The 16,211-nt window shown below is 62.4% G+C and carries 12 protein-coding genes; 4 read left to right on the top strand and 8 right to left on the bottom strand.

The features are described from left to right. Window positions 1-292: 292 nt before the first annotated feature. From preA to hydA, 3 genes are all read right to left on the bottom strand, one after another. On the bottom strand, window positions 293-1,567 hold the full coding sequence (gene preA, locus BLL36_RS29635) for an NAD-dependent dihydropyrimidine dehydrogenase subunit PreA (protein WP_076955135.1): 1,275 nt from the start codon (window positions 1,565-1,567) through the stop codon (window positions 293-295). Beyond that, window positions 1,567-2,934, bottom strand: a complete 1,368-nt coding sequence (locus BLL36_RS29630; RefSeq protein WP_076955137.1) for an NAD(P)-dependent oxidoreductase — start codon at window positions 2,932-2,934, stop codon at window positions 1,567-1,569. The genes preA and BLL36_RS29630 overlap by 1 nt, the downstream gene beginning before the upstream one ends. A 158-nt stretch (window positions 2,935-3,092) precedes the next feature. Further along, on the bottom strand, window positions 3,093-4,532 hold the full coding sequence (hydA, locus tag BLL36_RS29625; protein ID WP_076955134.1) for a dihydropyrimidinase: 1,440 nt from the start codon (window positions 4,530-4,532) through the stop codon (window positions 3,093-3,095). A gap of 589 nt (window positions 4,533-5,121) precedes the next feature. Between hydA and BLL36_RS29620 the strand changes: the two genes are divergently transcribed. The 3 genes from BLL36_RS29620 (at window position 5,122) to BLL36_RS29610 (ending at window position 9,004) form a co-directional block, all read left to right on the top strand. Continuing rightward, window positions 5,122-6,609, top strand: coding sequence for an NCS1 family nucleobase:cation symporter-1 (locus tag BLL36_RS29620; RefSeq protein WP_076955133.1), 1,488 nt, complete (start codon window positions 5,122-5,124; stop codon window positions 6,607-6,609). Between the two features lie 143 nt (window positions 6,610-6,752). Further along, window positions 6,753-8,036 (top strand): Zn-dependent hydrolase, encoded by a 1,284-nt coding sequence (locus tag BLL36_RS29615; RefSeq protein ID WP_076955132.1) that lies wholly within the window; start codon window positions 6,753-6,755, stop codon window positions 8,034-8,036. A gap of 74 nt (window positions 8,037-8,110) precedes the next feature. Then, a complete protein-coding gene (locus tag BLL36_RS29610; protein ID WP_076955131.1) occupies window positions 8,111-9,004 on the top strand; it encodes a GNAT family acetyltransferase in 894 nt (297 codons plus the stop codon). A 133-nt stretch (window positions 9,005-9,137) separates the two neighbouring features. Here BLL36_RS29610 and BLL36_RS29605 read toward each other — a convergent pair whose 3' ends face one another. The 5 genes from BLL36_RS29605 to BLL36_RS29585 form a co-directional block, all read right to left on the bottom strand. After that, window positions 9,138-10,157, bottom strand: coding sequence for a branched-chain amino acid aminotransferase (locus BLL36_RS29605; protein WP_076955130.1), 1,020 nt, complete (start codon window positions 10,155-10,157; stop codon window positions 9,138-9,140). A 202-nt stretch (window positions 10,158-10,359) separates the two neighbouring features. Further along, window positions 10,360-11,739 carry a dihydrolipoyl dehydrogenase gene (gene lpdA / locus BLL36_RS29600; RefSeq protein ID WP_076955129.1) on the bottom strand — a complete coding sequence of 460 codons (1,380 nt, stop codon included), beginning with the start codon at window positions 11,737-11,739 and terminating at the stop codon, window positions 10,360-10,362. 4 nt (window positions 11,740-11,743) lie between these two features. Further along, window positions 11,744-12,997: a dihydrolipoamide acetyltransferase family protein gene (locus BLL36_RS29595; RefSeq protein ID WP_076955128.1), complete on the bottom strand. Its 1,254-nt coding sequence runs from the start codon at window positions 12,995-12,997 to the stop codon at window positions 11,744-11,746. Further along, window positions 12,998-14,056 carry an alpha-ketoacid dehydrogenase subunit beta gene (locus BLL36_RS29590; protein WP_053138622.1) on the bottom strand — a complete coding sequence of 353 codons (1,059 nt, stop codon included), beginning with the start codon at window positions 14,054-14,056 and terminating at the stop codon, window positions 12,998-13,000. Window position 14,057: 1 nt separating this feature from the next. After that, entirely contained in the window at window positions 14,058-15,293 is a 1,236-nt protein-coding gene (locus BLL36_RS29585) for a 3-methyl-2-oxobutanoate dehydrogenase (2-methylpropanoyl-transferring) subunit alpha (RefSeq protein ID WP_076955127.1), read from the bottom strand. Between the two features lie 195 nt (window positions 15,294-15,488). Between BLL36_RS29585 and bkdR the strand changes: the two genes are divergently transcribed. Continuing rightward, window positions 15,489-15,977, top strand: coding sequence for a Bkd operon transcriptional regulator BkdR (bkdR, locus tag BLL36_RS29580; RefSeq protein WP_076955126.1), 489 nt, complete (start codon window positions 15,489-15,491; stop codon window positions 15,975-15,977). Window positions 15,978-16,211: the final 234 nt, after the last annotated feature.

Below are 16,211 nucleotides of genomic sequence, written 5' to 3'. Positions count from 1 at the left end.
GACACTGGCCGGTGCTTTTTTCTCAAACCGCGCTAGAACTTCTGCCCACATCGCTTTCGTCACCCTGACTGGAGTTTTGGGGGATTTTATCAAAGACCTTGAAAGGGCTGGCCGTAAGGGCGGAACCAATAGCCGCCGTTACCGCAGAAATGGATATGTACGCGGCCAACCCCAGCCACATGGTCGGCCCGAAGGCCGCCACGGGAGCAAGCTCCCTCGCCACAGGTTTCAAGGCAACATCAGAGTTGTGTAGATACCAAATACCCCACCGCTTCAATAGCGGTCTCAAGCCCTACACCGCCTCCCGATAAGGATTCCTCGGATCCTGCGTCCAATTCAAAAACGGCTTGCCCGTATCCATCGGCACCATCTCGATACAGTCCGCCACCGGGCAGGTGATCTGGCACAGATTGCAGCCCACGCATTCATCATCGATCACCTCATACAGGTGCGTGCCATCCGCCCGTTTCACGCTGGCAATCGCCTGGTGCGACGTGTCCTCACAGGCGATATGGCAGCGCCCGCAACCAATGCAGGCCGCCTGGTCGATCTTCGCAATCACCTGATAGTTGATGTCCAGGTATTTCCAGTCGGTGGTGTTGCCCACCGCCCGCCCGGAAAATGCCTGCAAGCTCGCGTAGCCTTGGCTGTCCATCCAGCGCGACAGCCCATCCTTCATTTCTTCGACAATCCGAAACCCGTGCAGCATCGCCGCGGTGCACACCTGCACCGCACCGCAACCGAGGGCCACGAATTCAGCTGTGTCGCGCCAGTTGCCGATGCCGCCGATGCCGCAGATCGGCAGGCCCTGGGTCTGCGGGTCGCGGGCAATTTCGGCAACCATGTTCAGCGCAATCGGCTTCACCGCCGAACCACAGTAACCGCCGTGGGTGCTCTGGGTGCCGACCATCGGCAGCGCGACCATGCGCTCCAGATCGACGCTGGTGATGGAGTTGATGGTGTTGATCAGCGACACCGCATCGGCGCCGCCACGGTAGGCCGCCCGTGCCGCCACGCGGATGTCGGTGATGTTCGGCGTGAGCTTGACGATCACCGGCAGCGAGCAATAGGTCTTGCACCAGCGCGTCACCTGTTCCACGTATTCCGGCACTTGGCCGACCGCCGCCCCCATGCCGCGCTCCGGCATGCCGTGGGGGCAGCCGAAGTTCAGCTCGATGCCATCGCAACCGGTGGCTTCCACCAGCGGCAGGATGTTTTTCCAGGATTCTTCGACGCACGGCACCATCAGCGACACGATCAAGGCGCGGTCCGGCCAGTCCTTTTTCACCTGGGTGATTTCCCGCAGGTTGATCTCCAGGGATCGGTCGGTGATCAACTCGATATTGTTGATGCCCAGCACTTCACGGTTGGCACCGTAGTGCGCCGAGTAGCGCGACGACACATTGACCGCCGCCGGGTCTTCACCCAGAGTTTTCCACACCACGCCGCCCCAGCCCGCTTCGAAGGCGCGGACCACGTTGTAGGCCTTGTCGGTGGGCGGCGCGGAAGCCAGCCAGAACGGGTTGGGGGCCTTGATGCCGGCGAATACAATCGAGAGATCGGCCATTACGCAGCCTCCACATTCAGCATGAGTTGGGCGTGCATGGCTTCTGCCGCCAGCTTGCCATGTTGCACCGCTTGCACGGTGAGGTCCTGGCCGAGGCTGACGCAATCGCCGCCGGCGTACACGCCTGGAATACTGGTACGCAGTTGTTCGTCAACGAAAATCCGTTCGCCGACGCGGTGCAGTTGCTGGGCCAGCGGGTCGTGCAGCGCTTCGCCGTCGAACCCTTGGCCGATGGCCTTGAAGATCGCATCGGCGGCCAGTTCGAAGGTTTCGCCGGTGGGGCGCAGGCGGCCGTCTTCCAGGCGGGTGCGGGCAAAGCGCATGCCGCGTACATGGCCCTGGCTGTCCAGCAGGACTTCTTCGGGCTGGGCCCAGGTCAGCAGGCGTACCTGATTGGCCTTGGCGATAGCCTGCTCATGGTGAGTGGCGCCCATGTCCGCCAGGCCCCGGCGGTACACCAGGTTCACATCGCGGGCACCGAGACGGGCCATTTGCACGGCCATGTCGATGGCCGTATTGCCGGCGCCGAGCACGATGCAACGGTCGGCCAGGGGCAGCTGGGTCAGGTCATCGGCCTGGCGCAGTTCGCGAATGTAATCGGTGGCGGCGAGCAGGCCGGGGGCGTCCTCGTGGGCCAGGCCGAGCTGCTTGCTTGCGGCAAGCCCGAGGCCGAGAAAGACCGCGTCGAATCGCTGGTGCAGTTCGCTCAAGGTCAGGTTGTCGCCCAGGCGCTGGCCGTGACGGATCTCGATGCCGCCGATCTGCAAGAGGAAATCCAGTTCCTTCTGCGCGAAATCATCCACCAGCTTGTACTTGGCGATCCCGTATTCATTCAGGCCGCCGGCTTTTTCGCGGGCTTCGAAAATCACCACGTCATGGCCGTGCAGGGCGCTGCGATGGGCGCAGGCCAAACCGGCCGGCCCGGCGCCGACCACGGCGATGCGCTTGCCGGTGGGCGCGGCGCGCTGGAAGGGGTGTTCGCGAAAGTGCGCGTTGTCGATGGCGTAGCGTTGCAGCAGCCCAATCAGCACCGGGGCGCATTCTTCGGCGTTGTTACGCACGCAGGCTTGCTGGCACAGGATCTCGGTGGGGCAGACCCGCGCGCAACTGCCGCCGAGGATGTTGGCCGAGAGAATCTTGTGCGCCGCGCCTTGGATGTTTTCGGTGTGGATGCTGCGGATGAACGACGGGATGTCGATCTCGCTGGGGCACGCATTCACGCACGGTGCGTCGTAGCAATACAGGCAGCGCGAGGCTTCCAACTGGGCCTGGCGGGCGTTGAGCGGTGGCGCCAGGTCGGTGAAATGGCTGGCGAGCGTTGCGCCGTCCTCGACGGGATGGGGGAGGTGGGTCAGGGTCTGGATCACGGTGTTGGCCTCACGGTGTTTTTTGCCTCTGGCGGGCATTGGGTTTTTTTGGCGCCTGGACCGGCCTTATCGCAGGCAAGCCAGCTCCCACATTTGATCGGGTTCACACAGTTCAAATGTGGGAGCCGGGCTTGCCCGCGATAGGCCGAAGGCCGCTTTCAGCGTTTCACAGCAGTGGGTCTGGAACGCTCCGCCCGCTTGCTCAACTGCTCAAACACCGCCGGATACGCCGGCCGTTCCACATACCGCCCGGCGCCACGCTCCGCGCGCAGGTCACCATCGGCCCAGACCAGCTTGCCCTGGCTGATGGTGTGGCTCGGCACGCCGCGCACGGTCTTGCCTTCGAAGATGTTGAAGTCGACCTGCTGATGGTGAGTCTTGGCGGAAATCGTCCGTGTGCCCTGCGGGTCCCACAACACCAGGTCGGCATCGGCGCCCACGCGGATCGCGCCTTTGCGCGGGTAGAGGTTGAAGATTTTCGCGGTGTTGGTGGAAGTCAGCGCAACGAACTCCTGCATCGACAGGCGCCCGCTGTTGACCCCTTCATCCCACAGCAGCGCCATGCGGTCTTCGATACCGGCGGTGCCATTGGGGATCTTGCTGAAGTCGTCACGACCGACGGCTTTTTGCTCGGCGCAGAAGCAGCAATGATCGGTCGCGGTGGTGTGAAGGTTGCCCGATTGCAAGCCACGCCACAGCGCTTGCTGATGCCCGCGTGGGCGGAACGGCGGGCTCATCACGTAACCGGCGGCGGTCTGCCAGTCCGGGTGCTGATAGACGCTGTCGTCCAGCAGCAAATGGCCGGCGAGGACTTCGCCATACACCGGCTGGCCCTTGCTGCGCGCGTAGGTGATTTCATCCAGCGCTTCCTGGGTGGACACGTGCACCAGGTACAGCGGCGTACCGATGGTCTCGGCGATACGAATGGCGCGGCTGGCCGCTTCACCTTCGACCTGGGACGGCCGCGACAGCGGGTGAGCTTCCGGCCCGGTGATGCCCTGGGCCATCAGCTTGCGTTGCAGGTGGTAAACCAACTCGCCGTTCTCCGCATGCACGGTGGGCACCGCGCCCAGCTCCAGGCAGCGCTCGAAGCTGGCGACCAGGGTGTCGTCCGCCGCCATGATCGCGTTCTTGTAGGCCATGAAGTGCTTGAAGCTGTTGATGCCGTGGTGGCTGACCAGTTCCGCCATTTCCTCGCGCACCTGCTCGCTCCACCAGGTGATCGCCACGTGAAAGCCGTAGTCGGCGGCGGACTTCTGCGCCCAGCCGCGCCACTGGTGAAAGGCTTCCATCAAGGATTGCTGGGGGTTGGGAATCACAAAGTCGATGATCGACGTGGTGCCGCCCGCCAGGCCTGCCGCCGTGCCACTGAAAAAATCCTCGCTGGCCACCGTGCCCATGAAGGGCAGCTGCATATGGGTATGGGGGTCGATACCGCCAGGCATCAAGTACTGACCGCTGCCATCGAGCAGTTCAGTGCTGGCGGGCATATCCAGGTTCGTGCCAATGGCTTGAATGAGACCGCCTGCGCATAAAACATCGGCGCGGTAACTTTCATCATGGGTAATAACGGTGGCGCCACGGATCAACAGCGACATGTCGAGCTCCTCACAGGCTTGACCGGCTTATGCCAGTTCTAAGTGTTGTAATGCTGTTTGCCGATGGTCGGTTTATTCCTGTCATCGGTGACAGGAATAGAAGCTAGCCCGAGTTTTTCAATTGGGCAAGCCTATTTTTTATATGTTTATATTTAATTTAACTATTTGATTTAAAACGATAAATATTACAAATCACCAAAATGTTGCGCTTGCTCACCATTTTGACGCACTTGACAGGTTCTTTAGTTGAGCAATATTTCTTATTGCAAATCAGACGGTTGGGACATGCCCCTTGACGGCGCCGTTAAATAAAAATAATTGTGTTGCACCAGATTGAGTCCTGAACGTCCGGCAACTTCCGCATTCTCCAGCCTGAGGCGTGCGACAAGTACCCAAGGGCCAGTCGGAAAGCTGATAAACATCAGCGAGTTATATAAGCGGTGCGGGTTCGAGGCGGCTGGTCGGCACGGAAATTGAGTGCAGTGGCGACTGGCCGGGCCCGTGATGTCATGTTGTTTACGAGGTACTCCGGCCATCCAGCGCACAGCGTTGGATGAGCAAAAATAATTCGAAAAACCGTGGAGCGGCCATGCAACAGAACAGATCGCAAGTCATTGAACGCAACGGCCTGTACGAACTCGACGCCGGCCCCGACGTCCTCGACAGCCCTCGCTACAACCACGACATGGCACCGACCAAGGTGCACGAACGTACCTGGAACAAATGGCATATCACCGCCTTGTGGGTCGGCATGTCGATCTGCGTGCCCACCTATACCTTGGGCGGGGTGCTCACCGCGTATTTCGGCTTGTCGGTGGGTGAAGCGCTGATGGCGATCCTGTTGGCCAACATCGTGGTGCTGATCCCGCTGACCCTCAACGCCTTCCCCGGCACCAAGTACGGCATACCGTTTCCGGTGCTGTTGCGCTCCTCGTTCGGCATCCTTGGGTCCAACGTGCCGTGCCTGATCCGGGCGCTGGTGGCGTGCGGCTGGTTTGGCATCCAGACCATGTTCGGCGGGTTGGCGATTCACCTGTTCCTGGGCTCGATTTTCGAGGGCTGGAAGTCCCTCGGCGGCACCGGCGAAGTGATTGGCTTCATGGTGTTCTGGTGCCTGAATTTATGGGTGGTGCTGCGCGGCGCCGAGTCGATCAAACGCCTGGAAACCTTGTCGGCGCCGTTGCTGGTGGCGGTGGGCATCGGCCTGCTGGTGTGGGCGATGCCGAATGTGTCCCTCAGCGAGCTGATGGCGATCCCGCCCAAGCGTCCCGAAGGCGCGAGCCTCACCGGTTACTTCATGGCCGGCCTGACGGCGATGGTGGGGTTCTGGGCCACCTTGTCGCTGAACATTCCCGACTTCAGCCGCTACGCCAAAAGCCAGAAGGACCAGATCCTGGGGCAGATTTTCGGCCTGCCGCTGACCATGTTCCTGTTCGCCGCGCTGGGCGTGATCATGACCGCCGCTTCGGTGAAGCTGGTGGGTGTGAGCGTGTCCGACCCGGTGACGCTGATCGGCCATATCCAAAGCCCGGTGTGGGTGGCCGTGGCGATGGCGCTGATCATCGTCGCAACCTTGTCCACCAACACCGCGGCGAACATTGTCTCGCCCACCAACGACTTCCAGAACATCGCGCCCAAGCTGATCAACCGCACCACGGCGGTGATCCTGACCGGCCTGGTCGGGCTGGTGCTGATGGGCCATGAGCTGCTGAAAAAAATCGGCCTGATCGTTTCCGATGTGAGCCTGGAAACCGTCTATTCCAACTGGTTGCTCGGCTATTCAAGCCTGCTCGGCCCGATCGCCGGGATCATGGTGGTGGACTATTTCATCACCCGCAAACAGCAACTCGACCTCGCCGGCCTGTACCGCGACGACGTATACCCGGCGTGGAACTGGAGTGGTTTTATCGCCTTTGGCGTGCCGGTGGTGCTGACCTTGCTGTCCCTGGGCAGCGATGCGTTCAGCTGGTTCTACAGCTACGGCTGGTTTACCGGTTCGGCGTTGGGCGGTGTGTTGTATTACGGGCTGAATGCCAAGCGTGGGGTCAGCCCCGTCGCCGTTAAAGCCCCTTTGTAAATACGGCCTATGTGGGAGCTGGCTTGCCTGCGATAGCGGACTGTCAGTTGATGCTGTATTGCCTGATACACCGCGATCGCAGGCAAGCCAGCTCCCACAGGTGACCGAGTCAATTCATAAAAATGAAACCTGAGGAGACCCTCATGAACGCTGCCCTCGACGTTCTGCAATCCACCCACCGGCATATCAACCGCGACCGCCTGTGGCAGTCGCTGATGGACCTGGCCAAACTCGGTGCCACCCCAAAAGGCGGCGTGTGTCGTCTGGCCCTCACCGACCTGGACCGCCAGGCCCGCGACCTGTTTGTGCAGTGGTGCGAAGAGGCCGGTTGCACCGTGACCATCGATGGCATCGGCAACATCTTCGCCCGTCGCCCGGGGCGCAACCCCGACCTGCCGCCGGTCATGACGGGCAGCCATATCGACACCCAGCCTACCGGCGGCAAATTCGACGGTTGCTTCGGCGTGCTGGCCGGCGTGGAAGTACTGCGCACCCTCAATGACCTGAAGCTGGAAACCGAGGCGCCGCTGGAAGTGGTGGTGTGGACCAACGAAGAGGGCTCGCGCTTTCCTCCGTGCATGATGGGCTCGGGCGTGTTCGCCGAGAAGTTCACCCTGGCCGATACCCTGGCCAAGGTGGATGTGGACGGCGTCAGCGTGGGCGATGCGCTGAACGCAATCGGCTACGCGGGTTCGCGCCCGGTCAGCGGACATAAGGTGGGCGCCTATTTCGAGGCGCATATCGAACAGGGGCCGATTCTGGAAGACGAGAAAAAAACCATCGGCGTGGTGCTCGGCGCCCTGGGGCAGAAGTGGTTCGACCTGACACTGCGCGGCGTTGAAGCGCATGCGGGGCCGACGCCGATGCACTTGCGCAAGGACGCCCTGGTCGGCGCCGCCGCCGTGGTGGCGGCGGTCAACGCGGCGGCGCTCGGGCATCAACCCCACGCATGCGGCACCGTCGGTTGCCTGCAGGCTTACCCCGGTTCGCGCAACGTCATTCCGGGGGAAGTGCGCATGACGCTGGACTTTCGTCATCTGGAGCCGGCGCGGCTGGACGCGATGATTGCCCAGGTGCGCACGGTGATTGACGCGACCTGCGCCAAGCACGGCTTGAGTTTCGACATGCAGCCCACGGCGGACTTTCCACCGCTGTACTTCGACAAAGGCTGCGTGGACGCCGTGCGCGATGCCGCCAATGGGTTGGGCTTGTCGAACATGGACATCGTCAGCGGCGCAGGCCACGACGCCATATTCGTCGCCGAGCTGGGCCCGGCCGGCATGATTTTCGTGCCCTGTGAGGGCGGCATCAGCCATAACGAAATCGAGAACGCCGCACCGGACGACCTGGCGGCGGGCTGTGCGGTGTTGTTAAGGGCGATGGTGGCCGCTTCGGCGGCGATTGCCAGCGGTCAACTGGCTGCCTGAAGGTGGGAGCAGGCAAGCCAGCTTCCACCTTGGTATTGTGGCGTTTGCCAAACTGCCGTCAGCCAGGAGCAATCATGTCCACCGTCGTTCGTCTTGCCCAACCCGCCGATGCCGAGGGGATCAGCCAGGTCATCCTGGCGGCGCTGCACAGCAGCAATGCACGGGATTATCCGGCGGATGTGATTGCTCGGGTCGCGCGTAGCTTTTCGCCGGACGCGGTGCTGGATCTGCTCAAGCGCCGTGTGGTGCTGGTGGCGGTTCAAGATCAGGTGATCGTCGCCACTGCGGCACTCGACGCGAATGTGGTGCGCTCGGTGTTCGTCAATCCCGCGTTGCAAGGGCAGGGCATCGGCCGCGTGTTGATGATCGAGATCGAGTTGCGCGCCCGTGAAGCCGGGGTGACGGTGCTGAGCGTGCCGTCGTCGCTGACCGCCGAGCCGTTCTATACCAGGCTGGGGTTTCATACCGTGCGCGATGTCTACCATGGCAACGAGCGTACCCTGGTCATGGAGAAGGCACTGCTGTCCCGGCACCCTATCGGGCTCTATCGCGACCGTCAGCATCGGGCGCAAGTGATTGAACTGTGGCAGGAGGCGTTCGGCTACGACACCGCGCATAACCTGCCGAGCCTGGCGATCGATAAGAAGCTGGCGGTCAATGACGGGTTATTCTTTGTCGCGACGGATAAAAAGACCGTAGTCGGCACTATTCTCGCCGGGTACGACGGGCATCGGGGCTGGCTGTATTCGGTGGCGGTGCACGCAGGCTATCGGCGCCATGGCCTGGGCTCGTCGCTGGTGCGGCATGCGGAACAGGCATTGACCGCGCTGGGCTGCATGAAGATCAACCTGCAGATCACCGGCGGCAATGAGGCGGTGGTGGGGTTCTATGAGGCGTTGGGGTATGGGGTGGAGCCCAGGGTCAGTATGGGGAAAAAGATTGCGGTGAATATTCCTGCTCATTCCTGAGAGCACCAAAAATCAACTGTGGGAGCTGGCTTGCCTGCGATAGCGGTGTGTCAGCAGCCAATGCTATGACTGATACACCGCTATCGCAGGCAAGCCAGCTCCCACAGGGTTTTGTGGTGTGGCTGGTGTGTGATCAGACCTTGACGATCCAACCCGCTGGCGCTTCCACATCACCGGTCTGCACACCGGTCAACTCTTTGTAGAGCTTCTGGGTGATCGGGCCGACTTCGGTCTCGCTGTGGAACACATGCAGCTTGCCGTTGTACTGGATGCCGCCGATCGGCGAAATCACGGCCGCGGTACCGCAGGCGCCGGCTTCCTTGAACTGGTCCAGCTTGTCGATGAACACTTCGCCCTCGATCACGTCCAGGCCCAGGCGAGTCTTGGCCAGCTCGATCAGCGACAGGCGGGTGATGCCTGGCAGTACCGACGGCGACTTCGGCGTGATGAACTGGTTGTCGTGGGTGATCCCGAAGAAGTTGGCCGAACCGACTTCTTCGATTTTGGAGTGGGTCATCGGGTCCAGGTAGATCGCGTCGGCGAAACCGGATTTCTTCGCTTCCGAGCCGGGCATCAGGCTGGCGGCGTAGTTGCCACCGACCTTGGCGGCGCCGGTGCCCTGTGGCGCGGCGCGGTCGAAGGTGGAGATCTGGAAGTTGTGCGGCACCAGGCCGCCTTTGAAGTAGGCGCCGACCGGGATGCAGAACACCGAGAAGATGAACTCCGGCGCGGTACGCACGCCGATGTTGTCACCGGTGCCGATCACGAACGGGCGCAGGTACAGCGCGCCGCCACTGCCGTACGGCGGGATGAAGCGTTCGTTGGCCTTGACCACTTGTTTGCAGGCGTCGATGAAGTCTTCGGTCGACACGTGCGGCATCAGCAGGCGGGCGCAGCTGCGTTGCATGCGGGCGGCGTTCTGGTCCGGGCGGAACAGGTTGATCGAGCCGTCCTTGCAGCGATAGGCCTTGAGGCCTTCAAAGCATTGCTGGCCATAGTGCAGGGCGGTGGAGCCCTCGCTGATGTGCAGCACGTTGTCGTCGGTCAGGGTGCCAGCTTGCCATTCGCCATCTTTCCAGACCTGGAGAAACCGCTTGTCGGTCTTGATGTAGTCAAAACCCAGCTTGTCCCAATTGATGCTTTCGTTACCCATGACACCCTCTATCTCTGGTCAAGTCGGTTTTTTACTGAATGGGCGCAACAATACTGCATTCTTGGCCCGTGTGGGAGCAGGTGGGCGGACCATTGAGTACTTGTGTTGAGTGATCCACCGTCATCGCAGGCAAGCCAGCTCCCACATTTGGAATGCATTCCCCTGTGGGAGCTGGCTTGCCTGCGATGGCCCCGCCGCGGTTTTACAGGTGCAACGCGTGGCCCAATGCCCGCAATGCGGCCTCTTGCACCGCTTCGCCGAGGGTCGGATGGGCGTGGATGGTGCCGGCCACATCTTCCAGGCGCGAGCCCATTTCCAGGCTCAGGCCGAACGCGGTGGACAGCTCGGACACGCCGGCCCCCACGGCTTGCCAGCCGACGATCAGGTGGTTGTCACGGCGCGCCACCACCCGCACAAAGCCGGTTTTCGACTCCAGGGTCATGGCGCGGCCATTGGCGGCGAACGGAAAGCTCGACACGATGCAGTCCAGGCCGGCGGCCTTGGCCTCAGCGGGCGTCTTGCCGACCACCACCAGTTCCGGGTCGGTGAAGCACACCGCCGGGATGGCTGCCGGGTTGAATTCGCGGGATTGACCGCTGATCAGTTCGGCCACCATTTCACCCTGGGCCATGGCGCGGTGGGCCAGCATCGGCTCGCCGCTCAGGTCGCCGATCGCCCACACGTTGCGCATGCTGGTCTGGCAACGGTTGTCGATCTTGATCGCTGCGCCGTTCATGTCCAGGTTCAATGCTTCGAGGTTCCAGCCCTGGGTATTGGGTTTGCGGCCCACGGCCACCAGCACCTGGTCGGTTTCCAGGGACAGGGTGTCGCCACTCGGAGCGCGCACCTGCAGGCAGTTGTCGGCAAACCCGGTGACGCTGTGCTGGAGGTACAGCTTCACCCCCAGTTGCTTGAGGGATTCATTCACCGGTTGCGTCAGCTCGGCGTCGTAGGCCGGCAGGATGCGATCCTGAGCTTCCACCACACTGACTTCGGCGCCGAGCTTGCGGTAAGCAATGCCCAGCTCCAAGCCGATATAACCACCGCCGACCACGATCAGGCGCTTGGGCACCCGCGTTGGCGCCAGAGCTTCGGTGGACGAAATGATCGGCCCCCCAATCGGCAGCATCGGCAGGTTGACGCTGGTCGAACCAGTGGCCAACAGCAGGTGTTCGCACTGGATACGCTGGTCGCCGACGTCGACGGTCTTGCCGTCGACCACCTTGGCCCAGCCGTGGATCACCTGCACTTTGTGCTTCTTGAGCAGTGCGGCCACGCCGGTGGTCAGGCGGTCGACGATGCCGTCTTTCCACTCCACGCTTTTGCGGATGTCCAGGGTTGGCACGTCCACTTCGATGCCCAGTTGCGAGCCCTGGCTGTGGTGTATGGTCTGCTGGAATTGCTCGGCCACATGGATCAAGGCCTTGGACGGAATGCAGCCAATGTTCAGGCAGGTTCCGCCCAGCGCCTGGCCTTCGACCAGAACGGTCGGGATGCCCAGTTGACCGGCGCGAATTGCCGCCACATAGCCGCCAGGCCCGCCGCCGATAATCAGCAGCGTCGTTTGCAATGTCTGAGTCATGTCCTTACTCCAGGAACAGGCTGGCGGGTTGTTCGAGCAGGCCGCGAATGGCCTGGATGAATTGCGCCGCGTCCATGCCATCGACCACGCGGTGATCGAAGGAGCTGGAGAGGTTCATCATCTTGCGTACCACGATCTGGCCCTTGACCACCATCGGCCGTTCAACGATGCGGTTGACCCCCACGATGGCCACTTCCGGCAGGTTCAGCACCGGCGTGCTGACGATGCCGCCCAAGGCGCCCAGGCTGGTCAGGGTAATGGTCGAGCCCGACAGCTCATCGCGGCTGGCCTTGCCGTTGCGCGCGGCGCTGGCCAGACGCGCGATTTCCTCGGCATTGCCCCACAGGCTGCGGGCTTCGGCGTGACGCACCACCGGCACCATCAGGCCCACGTCGCTCTGGGTGGCGACACCCACATGCACCGCGCCAAGGCGGGTGATGACCTGGGCTTCGTCGTCGTACCGCGCATTGATCTGCGGGAACTCACGCAGCGCCACCACCATGGCGCGCACGATGAATGGCAGCAACGTCAGCTTGCCGCGCGTCGCGCCGTGTTTCTCGTTGAGGTGCACGCGCAGCTCGTCGAGGGCGGTGACATCAATCTCTTCCACATAGCTGAAGTGCGCGGCGCGGCGGGTGGCGTCCTGCATGCGCTGGGCGATCTTGCGGCGCATGCCGATCACCGGGATCTGTTCTTCATCGTTGCGTTCGGCGTAGGGGTTGGCCGCCGCGGACGCTTTCGCCGGGCCCTGGCGCAGGAAAGCCTCCAGGTCTTCATGCAGAATCCGCCCGGCGGGGCCAGTGCCCTGGACCAGGCGCAGTTGAATCCCTGCGTCCATGGCGTGCTTGCGCACGGCAGGCGAGGCCAACGGGCGCTCGCCGGCTTCACGGGCTACGGGCGCCTGGGCTGCTGCGATCGGCGCGGGTTTGCTTTCAACCGGCGCTGGCTTGCTTTGCACGACGGGCGCGGTTTTTACCGGCTGCGCGACGGCAGGCGCGTCCTTGGCGTTACCCGCGCCTTCCACTTCGATGCTGATCAGAATACTGCCCACGGCCATGACTTCACCGGGCTCGCCGCCAAGGGAAATCACCTTGCCGTGTACCGGCGAGGGGATGTCCACCATCGCCTTGTCGGTCATCACATCCGCCAGCACCTGGTCTTCGACAACCAGGTCGCCGACCTTTACATGCCACTGCGACAGTTCCACTTCCGCGATGCCTTCGCCAATGTCCGGCATCTTGATAACGTGCGTGCCCATTCAGACCTCCATGACCCGTTTCAACGCCGCGCCCACGCGGGACGGCCCTGGGAAATACGCCCACTCCTGCGCGTGCGGGTAGGGGGTGTCCCAGCCGGTGACGCGTTCGATCGGCGCTTCCAGGTGGTGGAAGCAATGCTCCTGCACCAGCGCCACCAACTCGGCGCCAAAGCCGCAGGTGCGCGTGGCTTCGTGCACCACCACGCAACGGCCGGTCTTTTTCACCGACTTGACGATGGTGTCCAGGTCCAGCGGCCACAGGCTGCGCAGGTCGATGACTTCGGCGTCAATGCCGGTTTCCTCGGCGGCCACTTGCGACACATACACGGTGGTGCCGTAGGTCAGCACAGTGACGGCCGAACCTGGGCGCACGATGGCGGCCACGTCCAGCGGCACGGTGTAGTAGCCGTCCGGAACCTGGGCTTGCGGGTGTTTGGACCAAGGGGTTACCGGGCGGTCGTGATGGCCGTCGAACGGGCCGTTGTACAGGCGTTTGGGTTCGAGGAAGATCACCGGGTCATCGTTTTCGATCGAGGCGATCAACAAACCCTTGGCGTCATACGGGTTGGACGGCATCACTGTGCGCAGCCCGCACACCTGGGTAAACACCGCTTCGATGCTCTGGCTGTGGGTCTGGCCGCCATAGATACCGCCGCCGCACGGCATGCGCATGGTCAGCGGCGCGGTGAACTGGCCGGCCGAACGATAGCGCAGGCGCGCCGCTTCGGAGATGATCTGGTCGGTGGCGGGGTAGACGTAGTCGGCGAACTGGATCTCGGCCACCGGGCGCAGGCCGTAGGCGCCCATGCCCACCGCGACGCCGATAATGCCGCTTTCGGAGATGGGTGCGTCAAACACCCGCGAGCTTCCGTATTTGGTCTGCAGGCCTTCGGTGCACCGGAACACACCGCCGAAGTAACCGACGTCCTGACCGAACACCACCACGTTGTCGTCGCGTTCGAGCATCACATCCATGGCCGAGCGCAGGGCCTGGATCATGGTCATGGTGGTGGTGGTCATGGCGGTTTCCACTTCAATGCTGTTGTTGTGATCGTTCATGTCAGACCCCCAGCTCTTGACGCTGGCGCTTCAAGTGCTCCGGCATCTCTTTGTAGACGTCTTCGAACATGGTTGCGGCGCTCGGGATCTGGCCGCCGGCCAGGGTGCCGTACTGTTCGGCTTCCTTTTGTGCCGCGATGACTTCGGCTTCAAGTTCGGCACTGACCGCCGCGTGTTCCTCGTCGGACCACTGGCCAATCCTGATCAGGTGCTGCTTGAGACGTGCAATCGGGTCGCCGAGCGGGAAGTGGCTCCAGTCGTCGGCGGGGCGGTATTTGGACGGATCGTCCGAGGTGGAGTGCGGACCGGCGCGGTAGGTGACCCACTCGATCAGCGTTGGCCCCAGGTTGCGGCGCGCACGTTCGGCGGCCCAGGCGGAAGCGGCGTACACGGCGATGAAATCGTTGCCGTCCACGCGTAGCGAGGCGATGCCGCATCCCACGCCGCGTCCGGCGAAAGTCGTGGCTTCACCGCCGGCAATCGCCTGGAAGGTGGAGATGGCCCACTGGTTGTTGACCACGTTGAGAATCACCGGGGCGCGGTACACGTGGGCGAAGGTGAGGGCGGTGTGGAAGTCCGATTCGGCGGTGGCGCCGTCGCCGATCCAGGCGGAGGCGATCTTGGTATCGCCCTTGATCGCCGAGGCCATTCCCCAGCCCACGCCCTGTACGAACTGGGTGGCGAGGTTGCCGGAAATGGTGAAGAAACCGGCGTCTTTCACCGAGTACATGATCGGCAGCTGGCGGCCCTTTAGCGGGTCACGCTCGTTGGACAGCAGTTGGCAGATCAGGTCCACCAGCGGCACTTCGCGGGCCATCAGGATGCTTTGCTGGCGGTAGGTGGGGAAGCACATGTCATCGATGTTCAACGCCAGCGCCTGGGCGCTGCCGATGGCTTCTTCGCCGAGGCTCTGCATGTAGAACGACATTTTCTTTTGACGCTGGGCGACCACCATGCGGTTGTCGAAGATCCGCGTCTTGAGCATGGCACGCATGCCTTTGCGCAGGATCTCGACCGGCACCCCTTCGGCCCAGGGGCCGAGCGCCTGGCCCTGGTCGTCGAGCACGCGGATCAGGCCCTTGGCCAGGTCGGCGGTGTCGGCGGGTTCTACGTCAATGGCGGGTTTGCGCACCAGGCCGGCGTCGGTCAGGCGCAGGTAGGTAAAGTCGGTCTTGCAGCCTGGGCGGCCCGAGGGTTCAGGGACGTGCAGGCGCAGCGGTTCGTATGGCTGGTTCATGGCTTTCTACGCTCTATCTTGTGAATTTCTTGTAGTGGGCGCGCTAGCTGACAGTCAGGCTCCGGATAGGAGAAATCTTGTCCTACAACAATCATAGGCGGGGCGTAGAAGAATATTTATCTGTGTTTCGTTGCGCTGGCGACCATTTGCGGATAAAAAAACTGCATAAACATAATAAACAGGTGATTTTGTCTCATGCGCAAACTGGACCGTACCGATATCGGCATTCTCAACGCCCTGCAGGAGAACGCCCGCATCACCAACGCCGACCTGGCCCGTTCGGTCAACCTGTCGCCCACGCCGTGCTTCAACCGGGTCAAGGCGATGGAGGAGTTGGGGCTGATTCGCGAGCAGGTCACGCTGCTGGACGCCGACCTGCTGGGGCTGCACGTCAACGTGTTCATCCACGTGAGCCTGGAAAAGCAGAACGAACTGGCGTTGCAGCAGTTCGAAAGCGCGATCTCCGACCGCCCGGAAGTGATGGAGTGCTACCTGATGGCCGGCGACCCGGACTACCTGATTCGCGTGCTGGTACCGACGATCCAGGCGCTGGAGCGCTTCATGATGGACTTTTTGACCAAGGTGCCGGGCGTTGCCAATATCCGGTCGAGCTTTGCGCTCAAGCAGGTGCGCTACAAGACTGCGCTGCCGCTGCCGGCCAATGGCATCAGCCTGGGCGCCTGATTTACACCGCCCTCACTAACCCAACACCGCTCAAAATGTGGGAGCTGGCTTGCCTGCGATGGCGGTGGGCCAGTTGGCACATGTTTACCTGATGTACCGCTATCGCAGCATAGGTATCTACACATCTTTGTAGTGAGCGGGCTTGTCCCGCGCTGGGCTGCGAAGCAGCCCCAAACCAGGCGACCGGATTCTACCTGAAGCTCGGCGATGCCTTTATTGGGGCGGCTTCGCCAC

Origin of the sequence: Pseudomonas cedrina subsp. cedrina (assembly GCF_001983175.1) — a bacterium.
GTDB lineage: Bacteria > Pseudomonadota > Gammaproteobacteria > Pseudomonadales > Pseudomonadaceae > Aquipseudomonas > Aquipseudomonas cedrina.
Note: the sequence above shows the minus strand (reverse complement) of the source record. Positions and strands in the feature narration are given on the sequence as shown.

Bases quoted from the DNA above. Each gene is read 5' to 3' on its own strand.
- BLL36_RS29615 (WP_076955132.1), top strand. From the start codon at position 6,753: ATGAACGCTGCCCTCGACGTTCTGCAATCCACCCACCGGCATATCAAC.
- BLL36_RS29610 (WP_076955131.1), top strand. From the start codon at position 8,111: ATGTCCACCGTCGTTCGTCTTGCCCAACCCGCCGATGCCGAGGGGATC.
- BLL36_RS29585 (WP_076955127.1), bottom strand. From the start codon at position 15,293: ATGAACCAGCCATACGAACCGCTGCGCCTGCACGTCCCTGAACCCTCG.
- hydA (WP_076955134.1), bottom strand. From the start codon at position 4,532: ATGTCGCTGTTGATCCGTGGCGCCACCGTTATTACCCATGATGAAAGT.
- BLL36_RS29605 (WP_076955130.1), bottom strand. From the start codon at position 10,157: ATGGGTAACGAAAGCATCAATTGGGACAAGCTGGGTTTTGACTACATC.
- lpdA (WP_076955129.1), bottom strand. From the start codon at position 11,739: ATGACTCAGACATTGCAAACGACGCTGCTGATTATCGGCGGCGGGCCT.
- preA (WP_076955135.1), bottom strand. From the start codon at position 1,567: ATGGCCGATCTCTCGATTGTATTCGCCGGCATCAAGGCCCCCAACCCG.
- BLL36_RS29620 (WP_076955133.1), top strand. From the start codon at position 5,122: ATGCAACAGAACAGATCGCAAGTCATTGAACGCAACGGCCTGTACGAA.
- bkdR (WP_076955126.1), top strand. From the start codon at position 15,489: ATGCGCAAACTGGACCGTACCGATATCGGCATTCTCAACGCCCTGCAG.
- BLL36_RS29590 (WP_053138622.1), bottom strand. From the start codon at position 14,056: ATGAACGATCACAACAACAGCATTGAAGTGGAAACCGCCATGACCACC.
- BLL36_RS29595 (WP_076955128.1), bottom strand. From the start codon at position 12,997: ATGGGCACGCACGTTATCAAGATGCCGGACATTGGCGAAGGCATCGCG.